The organism is Bordetella sputigena, assembly GCF_965137885.1.
Taxonomy (GTDB): domain Bacteria; phylum Pseudomonadota; class Gammaproteobacteria; order Burkholderiales; family Burkholderiaceae_B; genus Bordetella_C; species Bordetella_C sputigena.
Window position 1 is genome coordinate 113,533 of sequence record NZ_CBCSCA010000002.1, and the last position, 16,718, is coordinate 130,250.

The window sequence follows — 16,718 nt, forward strand, 5'->3', positions numbered from 1 at the left end:
CGGTCCACTGCCTTATTCCACCGTGATATGGCCGTCACGCACGACCTTCTTCCACAAAGCCATCTGGCCGGCGATAAAGGTGCGGAACACCTCCGGCGTACCACCATCCGGCACCACGCCCTGTTGGGCGAAAGCCTCTTTGACGTCCGGCATGGCCAGGACTTCATTCAGGTCGCGATTCAATTTGTCGATGATGGCGGGGGGCGTGCCGGCCGGCACGACGAAGCCGTGCCAGGACTGGACCTCGTAGCCCGGCAGGCCGGCTTCGGCGGCGGTGGGCAGCTCCGGCATCAAGGGCGTGCGCGTCGCGCTGGCCACCGCCAGCGGGCGCACCTTTCCTGATTTCAGGAAAGGCAGCGCATTCGGCAACAGGTCCATCGCCACGTCGAACTGGCCGCCGGCCAGGTCCGTCAGCATGGGCGTGCTGCCTTTGTAGGGCACCTGCGTCATCTTCGTGCCGGACAGGCTCTCGAACAGGGCCATCGCCAGATGGTTCGACGAACCCGGTCCGGATGAGCCGTAGTTCAGGCTGCCGGGCTTGGCCTTGGCCTTCGCCAGCACGTCCTTGAGGCTGTGGAAGGGGCTGCCGGCATGCGTGACCAGCATCATCGGCGAACGGCCGGCCAGGATGACGGGCGCGAACGCCTTCTCCGTGTCGTACGGCAGCTTGTACAGCGAAGGATTCGACGCAAAGGGAAACTGCACCACCAGCAGCGTGTAGCCGTCCGGCGGCGCCATCGCCACGGCCTGCGTGCCTATCACCGTGCCGCCGCCGGGCTTGTTCTCCACGATCACCGGCTGCTTCCATTTGGCGCCGAGCTTGGCGGCGGCCAGCCGGCCCAGCGTGTCGTTGAAACCGCCCGCGGGATACGGCACCACGATGCGGACAGCCTTGGCGGGATAGGCATCGTCCTGTGCCCGGGCCGTACTCATACCCATGATCAGGCCCGCGGCCAGAATGGCGGCGGTCAACGTCAGGCTGCGGCGGAATGCATGCATACCAGGTCTCCTCGATTTTTTATGGATAGGTCGGCGCGCGCGGCATGCGCCATACGGTCATGCGTAGGCAGGTCCCTCGATGGCCGGGTGGGCGGCGATGAAGGCCTCGTCGACCTCCACGCCTATGCCGGGACCTTGCGGCGGCGCCACGCAACCATCCTCGCCGATGGCGAAAGGCGTGGCCACCAGCACATCGCGGAACAGATTGCCGCGCGACACGTCGGCCTCGAAATAGCCGCCGTGGTCGATGGCCGCCAGCACATGCAGCGTAGCCGCCATGTTGATGCCCGTCATCGACGAGTGCGGATGCACCGGCAGCTTGTAGGCCGATCCGAGCGCGGCGATGCGCAGGGTTTCGGTAATGCCGCCGGTTTTGGACAGATCCGGCTGCAGGATGTCGACCACGCGGTCGTCGACCAGCCGGCTGAACTCGAAACGCGTGTAGTGGTTCTCGCCCGCGGCGAAGGCGATCCGCCCGAACGCGCGCGCCCTTTCATAGTTGCGGTAGTCATGCGCGGGGAAAGGCTCTTCCAGCCAACCCACGCCCAGTGCGTCCAGCGCCGGTATCGCCTGGCGCGCGTCGTCCAGCGTGTACGCCGCATTGGCGTCCGCGAGAATGGTCAGATCGCCGCCGAAGGCATCGCGCACGGCCTGCACGCGCGCCACGTCGCGCGCGACGGAGTCGCCCAGGCGCAGCTTGACGGCCTTGTAGCCGGCCCGTACATGCGCGCCGGCTTCTTCGACCAGCGCGGCGGGTTCCTGCCAGCCCAGCGCCACACCGCCGGCGTAGGCGGGAATGCGCCTGGCCGCGCCGCCCAGCAGGCGATACAAGGGCCAGCCCACCGCCTTGGCGCGGATATCCCACAAGGCCATGTCGATGCCGCTCATGGCGATGGCGCACCCGGCGCCTATGCCATGGCTGGCCAGCTGGCGCGCGTAGACGCGCTGCCATACGCCGTTGACGTCCGCCGCGTTCATGCCCGCCACCATGGGCGCCAGGGCGTGATTGACGAAATGGGCGATGCTGGAATGCGCGCGTCCGTGATGCGATTCGCCCCAGCCCACCAGCCCGCCCGCCGTCGTCACCTTGACCACGACCGCGTCCCGCTTCAGGGTACGTCCCACGCCCAGCCGGACGCTGTGCGCCTGCGGGACCGGAAAGGACGTCGCCCATGCCTGGACGGCGACGATGGCGAGTTCCGGTGCGTCGGCTGTGTGCGCCTGCGCGGGCATGGGCTGCATGAATCCTGTCTCCTGGTCGCGGCCTCGATCGGGCCGGTGCAAGAAAGTTTAGGAAGCTCGCCGCATCATGACAATTAATATTAAGTTATCCTGTCTATCAATCCATCTGATAGTCCGAACAGAGAGGCCCGGCCGTGGAATTCCGGCAGATCCAATACTTCGTATGCCTGTATGAAGAAGGCTCGGTGACGCGCGCGGCGCGCCGGCTCAATATCGTGCAGCCCGCGCTCAGCATGCAGATCGCGAAACTGGAGCAGGAGACGGGGCGCCAGCTTTTCGTGCGCAGTTCCAGCGGCATGCAGCCCACGCCGGAAGCACGGCAGATGTACCGCATATTCAGCCCGGTACTGGCGGATTTCGCCCGTGCGCGCGAACAGGTCCTGGAGACCGACGCGGAGCTCAGCGGCCAGGTCCGGGTGGGCATGATCGCCACCATCGCCCAGGGCGTGATGGTGGACGCCTTGATGGCCTTTACCCAACTGCATCCCAAGGTCGCGCTGGCCCTGGTGGACGGCTATAGCGGCGGCCTGATCGATGCGGTCGCCGGCGGCCAGCTGGATGCGGCGGTCATCAACAAGCCGCGCCGCCCGCTCGCGCTGGCGACCGAACCCATCGCGGAAGAAAACCTGGTGCTGGTCACGGGCAACCAGCACGCCGACCTGCCGGCCGAAGTCCCCCTGCGGCGCCTGGCCAATATGAAGCTGGTGCTGCCCACGCGCCAGCATGGCCTGCGCGGCATTATCGAAAGCTTCGCGCAGGCCGAAGACGTGGACCTGGCCCCCGCCGTGGAAATCGACTCGATCAGCGCCATCCTGAAGCTGGTGCACGGCAGCGATTTCGCGTCGCTCCTGCCGCAGGTCGCGGTGCGGGGCGAGATTGCCCTGGGCCGCGTGCGCAGCCACGCCATCGTGCGCCCGCGCCTGACGCGGCAGATCGTGTGCGTGACGCATCCGCGCCGCACGCCGGGCGCGGCGGCGTCCGCCTTCCTGCGCGTGCTATTGGGACATGTGCGCGAGATGACCAGCGCATAAGTGCCGCGACCGGCCGCGCACGCCTTGTCAGAAGCGTTCGTCGTCCCGCAGATAGCGCCATTGGCCCGGCTGCAGGTCGCCCAGCATCACGCGGCCGACGCGCACGCGCTTCAGGCCGATCACCTTCAGCCCGACCAGTTCGCACATCCGGCGGATCTGGCGCTTCTTGCCTTCCTTCAGGATGAAACGCAGCTGATCCTGGTTCTGCCAGGCCACCCTGGCCGGCCGCAAGGGCTTGCCGTCCAGCGACAGGCCATGGTTCAGCAGCGCCAGCCCTTGTTCGCCCAGGCGCCCCTGGACGCGCACCAGGTATTCCTTTTCGATGCCGGAGTCCTCGCCGATCAACTGCTTGGCGATGCGGCCGTCCTGCGTCAGCACCAGCAGGCCGGTGGAATCGATGTCCAGCCGCCCCGCCACCGCCAGTCCGCGCAGATGGGCCCGGTCGAAACGCAGCGGCGCACGATCGTTGGCCGCGCGCGACCGCGGGTTGATCAATGCCGCGGCGGGTTGATAGCCGTCTTCCGCCTGGCCCGATACGTAGCCCATGGGCTTGTGGATCAGGATGGTGACGCGCTCCTGCTGCCGCGCCTGCGCGGCGCGCTCCAGCGTGATGGTCTGGCTGGGATAGGCCTTGGCGCCCAGTTCGGACACCACTTCGCCGTCCACGCGCACCCAGCCGCGCTCGATATAGCTGTCGGCCTCGCGCCGGGAACACAGGCCGCGTTCCGACATGAGCTTGGAGATGCGTACTTTTTCCATGAAGCGTGTCGCGAAAGCCGACATTCTAGCGGCTTTGGCGATACCGCCCCGCGCTTGCGGGATAATACGTCGCCATGAAGATTCCTCATCCCGGCAGTCGCGGCTGGATGCCGCTCCCCCCGCCTTCCTGCACCTTCACCCAGAAATTCTGGCTGTTCCGTCCCGGCGCATTGACCGCCGGCCTGCGCCAAGTGGGCGAATTCCGCCTGCGCGTGCTGGCCGAGTATGCGCAGGCCGCGCCCGGCGAAGAAGCGCGCGCCATGCGGCTGCGGCCCGGCGCCATGGTATGGGTGCGTGAAGTCCTGATGTCGGTCGACGGCATCGACGCCGTGGCCGCGCGCAGCCTGACACCGCTGGACGCGTCCCGCGGCACCTGGCAGGGCATGCGGCGCCTGCGTACCCGGCCGTTGGCCGATATGCTCTATCACGACCGCACCGTGCGGCGTACGGCATTCGAATGCCGGCGCCTGGCGCCGGGCGTGCCCTTCTACGACACCGCGCGCGCGGTCCTGGCGGAAGCCGCGGTCATCGGGCAAGACGGCAAGGTCGTGGATATGCGCGATTGGGCGCGGAACGCGGACGCGGCCGGCAGCCGGGCAGCCGTAGCCGGAGAAATCGTCAACCGCCAGCTCGCGATCCGCGCGGCCGTCGATCGCGAATCGCGCATTCTCGCGCGCCGATCGGTGTTCTGGCGCCACGGGCAGCCTTTGCTGGTGGCGGAAGGATTCATGCCCGGGTTCTGGTCCAAGGCCGGCGATCGCCGGCCCGCATAGCGCGCGGTCAGACGCCGGCCGTCTCGGCGTCCTTGTCCCGCGATGCCTGCTTCTGCGACTCGGCGCTGTCCTTCAGCCGCTGCGCGACCTGCGCCGCCACTTTCGCCTGCTCTTCGGGCGACATGGCGTCGTACTGTTCCTGGCTGATGCCCATGCTCGCCAGCATCATGTAGAACATGCGCTTGCCCAAGGGCATGGACAGATAGTCGGATAGCTGCTCCGCGGCGGCGGACCGGGCGCCCGGGTTGCCGGCGGGCGCGCCGTGCGATGCCGCCCACTGTTCGGGGTCCGCCATGCCGCGGCGTTGGCCTGCGCCGGCCGCGCCGCTCGATCCGGGCTCGGCCGCGGAGCCCGTGGCCCGGTTGTCCGCCGCGTGTTTGAACAACTGGTCGAAGCCGCCATCGGCGCCGCCCAAGCCTTGCACGCCGCTGCCGCCCATCCTGTCCGGCCGGCGCCCGTCCAACAGGCCGCCGGCGGCATTGGCGATGTCCTGCAAGCCGAAATTCCCCATTCCCCTTCCTTTACGCGAATGGCAAGGCCGGCCGCCTCGGTGCGTGGCATCGGCGCCGGCGTGCTCTGCAATGGGCGGATCATAACGCCGCGGCCCCGCCGCGCGAGCAACCGAACAAGAGGCCGGAAGCGCGCTTATTCGGCGGACCCGCGATGCCGGCGTCAGCGCTACTCGCGCCAGGTCTCGGGCGTGACGGCGACGCTGCCGGCGTCCGCGGTGACGAAGATCTCACCGTCCTGCACGTTCAGATCCAGCGACATGGTGCGTTCGGCGAGCGCCCCCAGCGCCTGCGTCTGCTGCGACGGCAGATTGATCACTTTCAGATTGCGCGCGCGCGACAGGCGGTCGCGTATGCCGTCCCACCAGATGCGGCTGGCCGAGCCGCCGTAGCAATAGATCAATACCTGACCGGCCCGGCCGCAGGCCTTCAGGATGCGGCGCTCATCGGGCTGGCCGACCTCTATCCACAGCTCTATCGCGCCGGTGAGATCCTTGCGCCAGACATCGGGCTCATCGGTTTCGCTCAAGCCCTTGGTGAACGCCAGCGACTCATCCGCATTCAACGCATAGGCGAGGATGCGGACCATCATCCGTTCGTCCGTCTCGGAGGGATGCCGGGCCACGGTCACGGCATGGCTGCCGTAATAGCGGCGATCGTTGTCCGCGATGTTCAGGTCCGCTTTGTAGATGGTCGCGCGCAATGCCATGGGTGTCTTGTCCGCCAGTGAAGCCCGGCATGATACCGCCAGGCGGTGCCCCGCGCGCATGCGCCGGTGCCGGGCCCCTGGCCGGCACGGGCGCACGGATCACTGGATACGATGCACCCGGGACACGTAGGCCCCCGGCGTGGCATCGCCCGCGGCCTCGTCCGTTCCGCGCTGATCGAAATCGCTGCGCGCCGCCTCGATCGCATCGAGATGGCTCAGGGTCCAGCTTCCAAGCGGGTCTATCGATGCCAGCATGGACACGCCAAGTCCGGTCAGTTCGTATTCCACGCGCGACGGCACTTCCGGGAATACCGTGCGCTTGACCAGCCCGTCGCGCTCCAGGTTGCGCAGGGTCAAGGTCAACATGCGCTGCGAAATGCCTTCGGTGCCGCGCTTGATTTCGCTGAAACGCAGCGGCCCGCCCCGCAATCGGCCCATGACGCGCATGGACCAGCGATCGGCGATCCGCGACAACACGCCGGAGATTTTCTCGCAGACCTTGGGGTCGTGATCAGCAGTGGGATCGGTCACATCCGTGTACCTCGGTATAAAAAAAGTGCCTTCTTGTAGAGCCCGGCCCGGGCGTCGAACATGCGGCCACCGAAACCACGGATCACTCCGCATCATGAAGCTTCTGCACATCGACGCCAGCATCACCGCGACGCTATCGGTCAGCCGTACATTATCGGACGCCATCGTACGGCGGCTGCGCCATACGATACCCGACCTGCAAGTTATCCGCCGCGACCTCTACGCGGATCCCCTGCCCCATCTGTCCCTGTCCAACCTGCCGACCAGCCACCCCATGGCGGCCGCCACGGCGGAAAGCCCGGATGCCGCCGCGGCCAGCCAGGCCGTGCTGGACGAATTCCTGGCGGCCGACATCGTCGTGATCGGCGCGCCCATGTACAACTTCACCATCCCCAGCCAATTGAAGGCCTGGGTCGACCGCATCCTGGTTCCCGGCCAGACCTTCGCTTACGGCGCCGACGGCGTCAAAGGCCTGGCGGCCGGCAAGCGGGTCATCCTGGCCATTTCGCGCGGCGGCATCTATGGCCCGGATTCGCCCGCGGCGGCGGCCGAGCATGCCGAATCCTATCTACGGACGATATTCGGCTTCATCGGCATCACCGCCCCGGAGCTCATCGTCGCCGAGGGCCTGCAAATGGGGCCGGAACAACGCGGCCGCGCCCTGGAGGCAGCACACCGTATGGCCGAGGCGCTCTAGCCTAAGATAAATCTGATTCTTTACGGGGCATTTTTACCGGAGCATGTAGGCCAGACTCGATTGCGTCGGCTATTCCTTACGCCGCCCGGCAGGGACGGCGGGGGCGATGGCCGCCGCGCAACCTCCTGCTCATGCCTCTTCCTACCCAATACGACGCCACCGCGGGCTTTCCGGACGTCCACATCGCCGCCTTCAAGCAAGTCAGCAGCGCGAACCGCATGGTGATTTCCTCGCGCGGCCTCAATCCGCTCTGCACGGATCTGCTGCTGGAAGGCTACGCGGCCAAGGGCTATCACATCAAGGCCAAGACCTGCGATTGGGGGCCGATGGCGGGCTTCGTACCGGCGGACCATCGCTACACCAAGGCCGGCCAATCGCCGGAGAAACAGCGCGCGGCCGTCGCCGACGCCCTGCGCGCGGGTGCGCGGCGCACGCCGCTGGTCATCTCGTCGGCACGAATGGAATCGCTGCGCGGGCTGGGGAAATTCATCGTCACCGCGCATAGCGGCCGCCTGATGACCGTCGATGCGGCGCCGGGGCCGGGGCAGGCGCCGCACACCTTCATACTGGTGAAGCAGATCGATTGCCGGTATTGGGCCATCTGCTATCCCAGGCCGGCCGGCGCCACTACCGGCGTCGCGCATGGCGCAGGCGTGCAAACCGCGGGGCTTGAGCCGCTGCGGGGCCTGACCAACCCCGGACGAGGTCCCGCCGCCATCAAGGGCGCGGCGGAATTCCGGTCGGCGGTGTGCGGCGACTACGACCTGTGGTGCATATTCCCCCACGCCACGCTGGAATCGCCCGGCATCAACGACCGCCAGGCGTCGCTGAAGGCCACGTTGACCGGACCGGCGGCGCGGCATTCCGACGGGATCGTGGCGAGCCGTGCGCTACAGGCCGGCCTCATCCTTCCGCCCGTACCGGATCCCGCGGACATGGCGGATCTGCTGGGCGACCCGCACCTGGGCAATATTTCGCACGCGGTCCTGCGCGTCCGCCAGCAACTGAACCGGGCCTGCCACGCCCCTGGCGGCGATGTGGTGATGCACGCCGACTATGGCGGCTACGCCTTCGGCGCCATCGATTACCCGATTATTTTTTTCATACCGCGGCCCGATACCGGGTTCCAGCAGGTAGACCATGCCGTCGCCACGTCGCTGGCCACGCTCAAGCCCTTGCTCAAGCGCATCGAGGCCATGGGATATCGCGTCGAACCGAATCCGGCCTGGTCGCTGCCCAACGTGCCGCCCGGACGCAGCCGTACGGCGGCCGATCTGGCGACGGCCGGCGCCTAGTCGCCGGCGGGGCGCCGGCGCGCCGGACCCGTCGCAGGTGGCCGCCGCGCCTTCGCGACCGCTCCTGCCAGCGGCGGTGACCTTATCCCGCTACATGGCGGGATAAGCCCCCACCGCATGCCGCGCCACGAAGTGGCCGGCGGACACCGGCACCAGCGGCTTGACGACGGGCTCGTCGCCCACCTTGCGCACCGGACTGGGAATCTCATCGACCAGCAGCGAACGCTGGCGATGGCGCCGTTGCGGATCGGCGATCGGCACCGCCGCCATCAGCTTCTTGGTATACGGGTGCTGGGGATTCTCAAAAATCGCCCGGCGCGGCCCGATCTCGACGATCTGCCCCAGGTACATCACCGCCACCCGGTGGCTGACGCGTTCGACCACCGCCATATCGTGCGAAATGAACAGGAAGGACACGCCCAGCTCGCGCTGCAGGTCCAGCAGCAGATTGACGATCTGCGCCTGGATCGACACGTCCAGCGCCGACACCGACTCGTCCGCGATCACCACCTTGGGATTCAGCGCCAGCGCCCGGGCGATACATACCCGCTGCCGCTGCCCGCCGGAAAACTCGTGCGGATAGCGGCCTATCATTTCCGGCACCAGCCCGCACTTGTCCATCAGCCAGCGCACGCGCTCCTGCGCCTTCGCGCCCTTGGCCACGCCGTGGATCAGCAGGGGCTCCATGATGGAATCGCCGACCGTCATGCGCGGGTCCAGCGAGCCGAACGGATCCTGGAAAATGAACTGGATATGCCGCCGCAGGGTCTGCATGGCCGCCCCGCGCAGCGCGCCGATATTACGGCCGTCGAACTCGATGGTGCCGCCCTGGCTGTGCACCAGTTGCAGCAGCGAGCGACCGGTCGTCGTCTTGCCGCAGCCGGACTCGCCCACCAGCGACAGCGTCTCGCCCGGATAGAGATCGAAACTGACTTTTTCCACCGCGTGCACGCGGCGCTGCACGCGCCCCAGGATGCCGCCGGCGATGTCGTAGCGCGTGACCAGGTCGCGCACCTTCAGCACCGGGCCGTTTTCCCGCCGTACGGTGCTTTCCACCACGCGGCGCTCGGGTGCCGGTTCCGACTGCCCCTGCTGGACGTCGCTGATGGTCAGCAGCGGAAACGGCGCCGGCTCGTCCGTGCCCTGCATGGCGCCCAGTCGCGGCACGGCCGACAATAGCGCGCGGGTGTAGGCATGGCGGGGATGGGCGAAGACCTCGTCCGAGCCGCCTTCTTCCACCTTGTCGCCGCGATACATGACCAGCACGCGATCGGCCACTTCCGCCACCACGCCCATGTCGTGCGTGATGAAGATCACGCCCATGTTCATCTCTTCCTGCAGCTGGCGTATCAACTGCAGGATCTGCGCCTGGATGGTGACGTCCAGCGCGGTGGTCGGCTCGTCGGCGATCAGCAGTTGCGGCTTGCACGACAGCGCCATGGCGATCATCACGCGCTGGCGCATGCCGCCGGACAGCTGGTGCGGATAGCGGTCCAGCACGGATTTGGCTTCCGGGATGCGCACGCGCTCCAGCATGCGCAGCGTTTCGGCGCGCGCTTGCGCGGCATCCAGGCCCTGATGCAGCCGCAGGGCTTCGGCGATCTGCACGCCGGCCGTGAAGCTGGGGTTCAGGGACGTCATCGGCTCCTGGAAGATCATGGCGACGTCGGCGCCGCGCACGCGCTGCAGCGTGGCTTCGTCGGCGGCGGTCATGTCCAGCATCTCGCCGTTGCGGCGGCGCAGGCGGATCGCGCCGTTGACGATCCTGCCGCCGCCATACTCCACCAGGCGCATCAGCGCCAGCGAAGTCACCGACTTGCCGGACCCCGATTCGCCGACGATGGCCAGCGTTTCGCCCCGATCGACGTGAAAGGACACGTTGCGCACGGCCTCGACGGTGCGGTCGTGCGTCTTGAAGCGCACGGTCAGGTCGTTGACCTCAACGACGCGGTTCGATTCCATCGCTTGCATCGCGCTTACTTCTCCTGACGCGGGTCCAGGGCGTCGCGCAAGCCATCGCCCAGCAGGTTGAATCCGAGCACCGCCAGGAAGATGGCGGAGCCGGGGAAAATCGACATCCACGGCGCCTGCGTCATGAAGTTCTTGGCCGTATTCAGCATGGAACCCCAGGACGGATTGGGCGGCTGCAGGCCCAGCCCCAGAAAGGACAGGCTGGCCTCGGCGATGATGGCCGTGGCGATGGTGATGGTGGCCTGCACGATCAGCGGCGGCATGATGTTGGGCAGGATATGGCGCACGATGATGCGCGTATCCGATGCGCCCAGGGCGCGCGCGCTGGCCACGTAGTCTTCGTTCTTGACCGCCAGCACCTGTCCGCGCGCCAGGCGCACGAACTTGGGCGCGGCCGATACGCCGATAGCCACCATCGCGTTGATCAGGCTGGGGCCCAGAAAGGCGGCCAGCGCGATCGCCAGGATCAGGAAGGGAATGGCCAGCAGCGCCTCGGTGACGCGCGAAATCGAGCTATCCACCCAGCCGCCGAAGTAGCCGGACAGCAGGCCGAACGGCACGCCGACGATCATGGCGATGACGACCGAAGCCAGGCCCGCCATCAGCGACGCGCGCGCGCCGTACAGCATGCGGGTGTAGATATCGCGGCCCAGCTCGTCGGTGCCCAGCCAGAAATTGGCCGACGGCGGCTTGCGGATGGTCGTAAAGCTGGTCTGGAAGGGATCGTGGTTGGCCAGCAGGGGCGCGAAGATCGCCACGATGACGAAGAACAGCACGATGGCCGCGCCTATCATGGCGATGCGGTTGCGGCGGAATTTGGCCCAGGCCCGGTTGGCGCGCCTGGGCGTCGCGCCACCGGGAACGGCGACAGCAGGTGTAGCGCTCATGAGTGCCTCAAACGGGGATTGACGACGATGTACAGAATGTCGGCCACCAGGTTCATCACGATGAAGCCGACGGCCACGCAGAGCACCACGCCCTGCACCACCGCATAGTCGCGGTTGAACACCGCATCGACGACCAGTTTGCCGAAGCCGGGGATGGTGAACACCTGTTCGGTCAGCACCGCGCCGGCCAGCAATTCGCCGAACAGCAGCGTGACCAGGGTCACGATGGGCATCAGGGCATTGCGCAGCGCGTGGCGCAGCACCACCTGGCGCGGCGACACGCCCTTGGCGCGCGCGGTGCGCACGTAGTCGGCGCCCAGCGCTTCCAGCATGGCCGAGCGCGTGTGGCGCATCAGGTAGGCGGCCAGCGCCGTCGACAACACGATGGCCGGCATGATCATGGTCTTCATGGACAGCCAGAAGTCCTCGAAAGGCGAGACATAGCCCGATGCCGGCAGCCAGCGCAATTGCACCGACACGATCATGATCAGGATGATGCCCAGCCAGAAGTTGGGAATGGACATGCCCGACAAGGCCGCCACGTTGGCCCCGTATTCGAGGAGTTTGCCTTTGCGGACCGCGGCCAGGATGCCCATCGGTATGCCCACCAGCAGCGCGATGATCATGGCCATGGCGGCCAATTGCAGCGTCACCGGCAGCTTCTGCGCGATCAGCGAGGTCACCGGCACGTCGGTGCGCAGGGATTTGCCCAGGTCGCCGACGGCGACCTGCTTTACCCAGGCCACGTATTGCACGGGCAAGGGGTCGTCCAGATGGTATTTGTCGCGCAGATAGTCCAGCACGGCGGGATCGCGCTCTTCGCCCGCCAGGGTCAATACCGGATCGCCCGGCAGAAGCTTCTGCAGCAGGAAGACGATCATCGACACCAGGATCAGCGTCGGGATCGCCACCAGCACACGGCGCAGGATGAGTTTGAACATGAAGAAAAACCGCTAAAAACATAAAGAGCGAAGCGCCGGGACACAGGTCCCGGACGCCCCGCCCGGCCAAAAGCCAAAGACTGTAGCGCCTTAATTCGCGAAGCTCACGCCCTTCAGGCGGATCATGCCGTCAGGATACGGCAGGAAACCCTTGACCTTCTTCTGCATGGCGAACGGCCATGGCTGGAAGTACAGGAAGGCGTCCGGCATTTCCTTCTGCATGATGGCCTCGGCCTGCTCGTACAAGGACTTGCGCTTGGTTTCGTCCGGCACCGTGCGGGCTTCGTTCAGCAATTCGTCGACCTTGGGATTGCAGTACTGGCCGTCGTTCAGCGCGCCCTTGCAGGTGACGAAAGGATAGACGTTGCCGTCCGGATCCGGACGTCCCGACCAGCCGCGCAGCGCGACTTCGAAATTGCCGCCGCGCATCTGCGTCAGCAGCGCCGCGTAATCGGTGGGCCGCAGGCTCAGTTCGATGCCCGCCTCGCGCGCCATGGCCTGCATCATTTCGGCGATCGCCGCCGTCGTGGTGTTGTTGCCGAAAGCCAGTTCCGCCTTCACCTGCGTCACGCCCGCCTGCTTGAGCAGCGCCTTGGCCTTGGCCACGTCGCGCTTGGGCACCGGGAACTTGTCGCTGTGATACGGGCTGGCCGGCGGGAAGGCCTGGTTGGCGGGCTGGTAGATGCCGCCGCCGATGACTTCATTGATGGCGTCGCGATCGATGGCCAGGCTCAGCGCCTGGCGCACGCGCTCATCGCGGAAGGGGTTGTTCTTGGCGCGGTCCCCGTTGTTCTGGTTGAACACGATTTCCTGGAAACCCAGCCCCGCCACCGACGAGAAGTGCAGGTTGCTGTCCTTCTTGACGTCGGGCGCGTCCGACGGATTCAGGCGTTCCAGGATGTCCAGCCCGCCCGAACGCAGGTTCTGCAGACGCACGGTGGTATCCGGGATGGGCAGGAAAGTGATCTTGCTGAACTGGTACGACTTGGCGTCGTAGTACTTGTCGAACTTCTCCAGCACGATGCGGTCGTTCTGCACCCGTTCGACGAACTTGTAGGGTCCCGAGCACACGGGCTTGCGGCCCACGGCATTGGTGTCCTTGTCGTTGAAAATGGCGGGCGACAGCATCATGCCGGCGCGGTCGGTCAGCTGATACAGCAGCGTGGCGTCCGGCTGCTTCAACTTGAGCACCAGCGTCTGCGCGTCCGGCGCCTGCACGTCCTGCACGGACGCCAGTTCGCCCTTGCGGAAGCTGTCGGGCAGCGTGCGCGCGCGGTCCAGGTTGGCCTTGGCCGCGGCCGCGTCGAACTTGGTGCCGTCATGGAACAGCGCGTCGCCGCGCAGCTTCATGGTCAGCTCGGTATTGTCGGCGTTCCAGGTCCAGGACGTCGCCAGCTGCGGCACGATGTGCAGCTTGGGATCGATGTCCACCAGCTTGTCGCACAGCGACGTGAAAACGATGCGGCCCACATAGGTGCGGGCGCGCGCGGGATCCAGCACGTCCGGATCTTCCTGCAGGCCGACGCGCAACTCCTGCGCCACGGCCGAACCGGCCGCCAGCGCCATCAGGGCGGCGCTGATCACGGAACCCAGTTTTCTCATTGCATTCCCCTTGTCAGTGCACATGCATACGCGATCAGAAACCCACCGCCTGGCCGTCACGCCGGCTGTCGCTGGCGGCGACGTAGCCGAGCTCGTTGTCGTCTTCCGACATGCGCCAGATGAACTGGCCCGAACCGAAGTCCATGTAGGGATCGTTGACGCTCTTCAGGGTATGGCCCAGGCTCTTCAGGCCTTCCACCGTACTGGCGGGCATGGTCGCTTCCAGATCCACGGTGAAGTCGCGATTGACCTTCCAGCGCGGCGCGTCGCAGGCCGCCTGCGGGTTCTGATGATAGTCCAACATACGCACGACGGTCTGCAGATGGCCCTGCGGCTGCATGTCGCCGCCCATCACGCCGAAGCTCATGACCGGCTTGCCGCCGCGCGTCAGGAAACCGGGGATGATGGTGTGGAAGGGACGATAGCCGCCCTTGACCACGTTGACCGCCTTCGGGTCCATGGAGAAGCCGACGCCGCGGTTCTGCAGGCTGATGCCGGTGCCCGGCACCACCACGCCCGAGCCGAAGCCCATGTAGTTGGACATGATGAAGGAAATCATCATGCCGCTCTCGTCGGCGGCCGTCATATAGATGGTGCCGCCGGCGTGGGGCCGGCCGGCGGCGAAGTGCGTGGCCTTGTCCATGCTGATCAGCTTGGCGCGCGACGCCAGATAGGCGTCGTCCAGCATCTGCTCGGGGGTGACTTCCATGCTGCGCGGGTCGCCCACGTACTTGTACAGATCGGCGAAGGCCAGCTTCATGGCTTCGATCTGCAGATGCTGCGAACGCACCGAATCCACTTCCAGCCCGGCGACGTCGAACTTGTCCAGGATGCCCAGCGCGATCAGCGCGGCGATGCCCTGCCCGTTCGGGGGAATCTCGTGCAGTTCATAGCCGCGGTAGGAGCGCGAAATCGGCTTGACCCAGTCGGGCCTGTAGTTGCGCAGGTCGTCCAGCGTCATCGCGCCGCCGCATTCCTTGCTGAAGGCGACCAGCTTTTCGGCGATCTCGCCTTCGTAGTAGTCGCGGCCCTTGCTGGCGGCGATGCGGCGCAGCGTCCACGCGGCGTCGGGAATGCGGAAATGCTCGCCCACCTGCGGCGCGCGGCCGTTGGGCATGAAGGTCTGGGCGAAGCCGGGCTGGTCCTTCAGCTCCGGGACGGCGGCGGCCCACTTGCGGCCGACGATGGGCGGCACGGTATAGCCGCGCTCGGCGATTTCGATGGCCGGGTCGAACAATTGCTCGAACGGCAGCTTGCCGAACTTCTCGTGCAGCGCCGCCCAGCCCGCGACCGCGCCGGGGACCGTCACGCTATCCCAGCCGCGCTTGGGCTGCTTGGCCAGGCCATCGGCCCCGGTACCGTACTTCTTCTTGAAGTAGTCCACACTCCACGCGGCGGGCGCCACGCCCGACGAGTTCAAGCCCTGCAGCTGCTTGCCGTCCCACACAATGGCGAAGCAGTCGCTGCCCAGGCCGCAGGACACCGGCTCCGTCAACGTGATCGTCGCCGCCGCGGCGATGGCGGCATCCACCGCGCTGCCGCCCTTGAGCAGCATGCGCAGCCCGGCCTGCGCGGCCAGGGGATGCGAAGTCGAGACGAAATTGCGCGCGAACTGCGGCGCACGGATGGTGGGATACGGGTTTTCCCAGAGGAAGCTCTTCATGGTGTCGGCAATGACTCGGTGGAACGGCGGGGAACAAACCGTGCAAGGTACACGCGTGGTTTAATTAGATCAATTTGAATTTTTTTCGCGTCACAAAAGAATTTTTTATAAGTCACTGGCGGCCGCTCGTACGTCGCGAAATCGACCCTGCCGTGTCTCAGGGCATACCCTAGGGCGGCCACCACGCCAGCGCACCCGCTATTCATGAGCACCGTCCGTTTTCTGCGTACCTTCATGGCGGTCGCCCGCTATGGGTCCTTTTCCGAAGCCGCCGAACGCGTGGCCCTGACTCAGGCCGCCGTCAGCTTCCAGATGCGCGCCCTGGAAGAAGAATTGGGCCGCGAGCTCTTCGACCGCAGCGGCCGGCTGGCCCTGCTGAACGCGGCCGGCCGCGAGCTGCTGCCGGAGGTCAAGCAGCTGCTGGACCTGTATGACCGCATGCGCCTGCCGCGCAAGCCCGGTCCCGGCGAACTGGCCGGGTCGGTGGCCTTTGGCGCCATCGTGTCCTGCATGGGCGCCTTGTCCAAGGTGGTCTCGCAGCTCAAGCGCCGGCACGACAGCCTGGACGTGCGGCTGTTCTCGGGCAAATCGGGCGAGCTGGCCAGCAAGGTGGAAAGCGGCGAGCTGGACGCCGCGCTGGTGGTGGAATCGGGCCGGCGCATGGCCAGCGTGCGCTGGACGCCGCTGCATGAAGAACCGCTGGTGGTCCTGGCGTCGCCCGCGGCATCCGGCCGGACCGTGCGGGAAATCCTGGAGCGCAACCCCTTCCTGCGTTTCGACCGCACCCAGCGCACCGGCCTGCAGATCGATCGCGTGCTGCGGCGGATGAACGTGCACGTGCACGACTTCCTGGAATTGAACGCCATCGAAACCGTGGTGGAGCTGGTGCGGCAGGAAGTGGGCGTCAGCCTGCTGCCGCAGCTGATGTGGGCGCAATGGCGCACCGCGCCGGACTTGCGTGTATGGGATTTGCCGGAAGACATCAGCCCGGTGGTCCGGGCCGTGGGCATGATAGAACGCCGCGAACATGCGCGGCAGAACATCACGGAATCGATCTTCAAGGAATACGCGGCCCTGCACCAGGGGCGCGACGACAAGCGCTAGGGCTT

The 16,718-nt window shown here is 66.5% G+C and carries 16 protein-coding genes; 5 read left to right on the forward strand and 11 right to left on the reverse strand.

All coding sequences use genetic code 11. The features are described 5' to 3' along the window. Positions 1–12: 12 nt before the first annotated feature. Together ACNA0R_RS03695 and ACNA0R_RS03700 are read right to left on the reverse strand one after the other, a co-directional pair. The gene (locus tag ACNA0R_RS03695) at positions 13–999 is read right to left on the reverse strand and encodes a tripartite tricarboxylate transporter substrate binding protein (RefSeq protein ID WP_415824565.1); all 987 of its coding nucleotides are present in this window, start codon (positions 997–999) and stop codon (positions 13–15) included. Between the two features lie 57 nt (positions 1,000–1,056). Beyond that, complete coding sequence (locus ACNA0R_RS03700) at positions 1,057–2,241, reverse strand: mandelate racemase/muconate lactonizing enzyme family protein (protein ID WP_415824566.1); 1,185 nt, start codon at positions 2,239–2,241, stop codon at positions 1,057–1,059. A gap of 134 nt (positions 2,242–2,375) precedes the next feature. On the opposite strand from ACNA0R_RS03700, the gene ACNA0R_RS03705 reads away from it, so the two are divergent. Further along, positions 2,376–3,272, forward strand: coding sequence for a LysR family transcriptional regulator (locus ACNA0R_RS03705; protein ID WP_415824567.1), 897 nt, complete (start codon positions 2,376–2,378; stop codon positions 3,270–3,272). A gap of 27 nt (positions 3,273–3,299) precedes the next feature. Here the strand turns inward: ACNA0R_RS03705 and ACNA0R_RS03710 are convergent, their stop codons facing one another. Then, positions 3,300–4,031, reverse strand: coding sequence for a pseudouridine synthase (locus tag ACNA0R_RS03710; protein WP_415824568.1), 732 nt, complete (start codon positions 4,029–4,031; stop codon positions 3,300–3,302). Between the two features lie 74 nt (positions 4,032–4,105). Between ACNA0R_RS03710 and ACNA0R_RS03715 the strand changes: the two genes are divergently transcribed. Then, entirely contained in the window at positions 4,106–4,804 is a 699-nt protein-coding gene (locus tag ACNA0R_RS03715; protein WP_415824569.1) for a chorismate--pyruvate lyase family protein, read from the forward strand. 7 nt (positions 4,805–4,811) lie between these two features. Here ACNA0R_RS03715 and ACNA0R_RS03720 read toward each other — a convergent pair whose 3' ends face one another. From ACNA0R_RS03720 to ACNA0R_RS03730, 3 genes are all read right to left on the reverse strand, one after another. Next, entirely contained in the window at positions 4,812–5,315 is a 504-nt protein-coding gene (locus ACNA0R_RS03720) for a hypothetical protein (protein WP_415824570.1), read from the reverse strand. 167 nt (positions 5,316–5,482) lie between these two features. Then, positions 5,483–6,022, reverse strand: a complete 540-nt coding sequence (locus ACNA0R_RS03725; protein ID WP_415824571.1) for a YaeQ family protein — start codon at positions 6,020–6,022, stop codon at positions 5,483–5,485. 99 nt (positions 6,023–6,121) lie between these two features. After that, a complete protein-coding gene (locus tag ACNA0R_RS03730; protein WP_415824572.1) occupies positions 6,122–6,553 on the reverse strand; it encodes a winged helix-turn-helix transcriptional regulator in 432 nt (143 codons plus the stop codon). 94 nt (positions 6,554–6,647) lie between these two features. Between ACNA0R_RS03730 and ACNA0R_RS03735 the strand changes: the two genes are divergently transcribed. Together ACNA0R_RS03735 and ACNA0R_RS03740 are read left to right on the forward strand one after the other, a co-directional pair. Then, positions 6,648–7,250 carry an FMN-dependent NADH-azoreductase gene (locus ACNA0R_RS03735; protein ID WP_415824573.1) on the forward strand — a complete coding sequence of 201 codons (603 nt, stop codon included), beginning with the start codon at positions 6,648–6,650 and terminating at the stop codon, positions 7,248–7,250. Between the two features lie 131 nt (positions 7,251–7,381). Beyond that, a complete protein-coding gene (locus ACNA0R_RS03740) occupies positions 7,382–8,545 on the forward strand; it encodes an anthrax toxin-like adenylyl cyclase domain-containing protein (protein ID WP_415824574.1) in 1,164 nt (387 codons plus the stop codon). A 90-nt stretch (positions 8,546–8,635) separates the two neighbouring features. On the opposite strand, the gene ACNA0R_RS03745 is transcribed toward ACNA0R_RS03740, so the two are convergent. The 5 genes from ACNA0R_RS03745 to ACNA0R_RS03765 form a co-directional block, all read right to left on the reverse strand. Further along, a complete protein-coding gene (locus tag ACNA0R_RS03745) occupies positions 8,636–10,507 on the reverse strand; it encodes a dipeptide ABC transporter ATP-binding protein (protein ID WP_415825017.1) in 1,872 nt (623 codons plus the stop codon). 14 nt (positions 10,508–10,521) lie between these two features. Further along, positions 10,522–11,403: an ABC transporter permease gene (locus ACNA0R_RS03750; RefSeq protein ID WP_415824575.1), complete on the reverse strand. Its 882-nt coding sequence runs from the start codon at positions 11,401–11,403 to the stop codon at positions 10,522–10,524. Then, complete coding sequence (locus ACNA0R_RS03755) at positions 11,400–12,344, reverse strand: ABC transporter permease (protein WP_415824576.1); 945 nt, start codon at positions 12,342–12,344, stop codon at positions 11,400–11,402. The genes ACNA0R_RS03750 and ACNA0R_RS03755 overlap by 4 nt, the downstream gene beginning before the upstream one ends. 90 nt (positions 12,345–12,434) lie before the next feature. Further along, the gene (locus ACNA0R_RS03760) at positions 12,435–13,946 is read right to left on the reverse strand and encodes an ABC transporter substrate-binding protein (RefSeq protein WP_415824577.1); all 1,512 of its coding nucleotides are present in this window, start codon (positions 13,944–13,946) and stop codon (positions 12,435–12,437) included. A gap of 34 nt (positions 13,947–13,980) precedes the next feature. Next, positions 13,981–15,609 carry a gamma-glutamyltransferase family protein gene (locus tag ACNA0R_RS03765; protein WP_415824578.1) on the reverse strand — a complete coding sequence of 543 codons (1,629 nt, stop codon included), beginning with the start codon at positions 15,607–15,609 and terminating at the stop codon, positions 13,981–13,983. 204 nt (positions 15,610–15,813) lie between these two features. On the opposite strand from ACNA0R_RS03765, the gene ACNA0R_RS03770 reads away from it, so the two are divergent. Beyond that, positions 15,814–16,713: a LysR substrate-binding domain-containing protein gene (locus ACNA0R_RS03770; protein WP_415824579.1), complete on the forward strand. Its 900-nt coding sequence runs from the start codon at positions 15,814–15,816 to the stop codon at positions 16,711–16,713. Positions 16,714–16,718: the final 5 nt, after the last annotated feature.

Bases quoted from the DNA above. Each gene is read 5' to 3' on its own strand.
- ACNA0R_RS03695 (WP_415824565.1), bottom strand. From the start codon at position 999: ATGCATGCATTCCGCCGCAGCCTGACGTTGACCGCCGCCATTCTGGCC.
- ACNA0R_RS03700 (WP_415824566.1), bottom strand. From the start codon at position 2,241: ATGCAGCCCATGCCCGCGCAGGCGCACACAGCCGACGCACCGGAACTC.
- ACNA0R_RS03710 (WP_415824568.1), bottom strand. From the start codon at position 4,031: ATGGAAAAAGTACGCATCTCCAAGCTCATGTCGGAACGCGGCCTGTGT.
- ACNA0R_RS03715 (WP_415824569.1), top strand. From the start codon at position 4,106: ATGAAGATTCCTCATCCCGGCAGTCGCGGCTGGATGCCGCTCCCCCCG.
- ACNA0R_RS03720 (WP_415824570.1), bottom strand. From the start codon at position 5,315: ATGGGGAATTTCGGCTTGCAGGACATCGCCAATGCCGCCGGCGGCCTG.
- ACNA0R_RS03725 (WP_415824571.1), bottom strand. From the start codon at position 6,022: ATGGCATTGCGCGCGACCATCTACAAAGCGGACCTGAACATCGCGGAC.
- ACNA0R_RS03735 (WP_415824573.1), top strand. From the start codon at position 6,648: ATGAAGCTTCTGCACATCGACGCCAGCATCACCGCGACGCTATCGGTC.
- ACNA0R_RS03740 (WP_415824574.1), top strand. From the start codon at position 7,382: ATGCCTCTTCCTACCCAATACGACGCCACCGCGGGCTTTCCGGACGTC.
- ACNA0R_RS03745 (WP_415825017.1), bottom strand. From the start codon at position 10,507: ATGGAATCGAACCGCGTCGTTGAGGTCAACGACCTGACCGTGCGCTTC.
- ACNA0R_RS03750 (WP_415824575.1), bottom strand. From the start codon at position 11,403: ATGAGCGCTACACCTGCTGTCGCCGTTCCCGGTGGCGCGACGCCCAGG.
- ACNA0R_RS03755 (WP_415824576.1), bottom strand. From the start codon at position 12,344: ATGTTCAAACTCATCCTGCGCCGTGTGCTGGTGGCGATCCCGACGCTG.
- ACNA0R_RS03760 (WP_415824577.1), bottom strand. From the start codon at position 13,946: ATGAGAAAACTGGGTTCCGTGATCAGCGCCGCCCTGATGGCGCTGGCG.
- ACNA0R_RS03765 (WP_415824578.1), bottom strand. From the start codon at position 15,609: ATGAAGAGCTTCCTCTGGGAAAACCCGTATCCCACCATCCGTGCGCCG.
- ACNA0R_RS03770 (WP_415824579.1), top strand. From the start codon at position 15,814: ATGAGCACCGTCCGTTTTCTGCGTACCTTCATGGCGGTCGCCCGCTAT.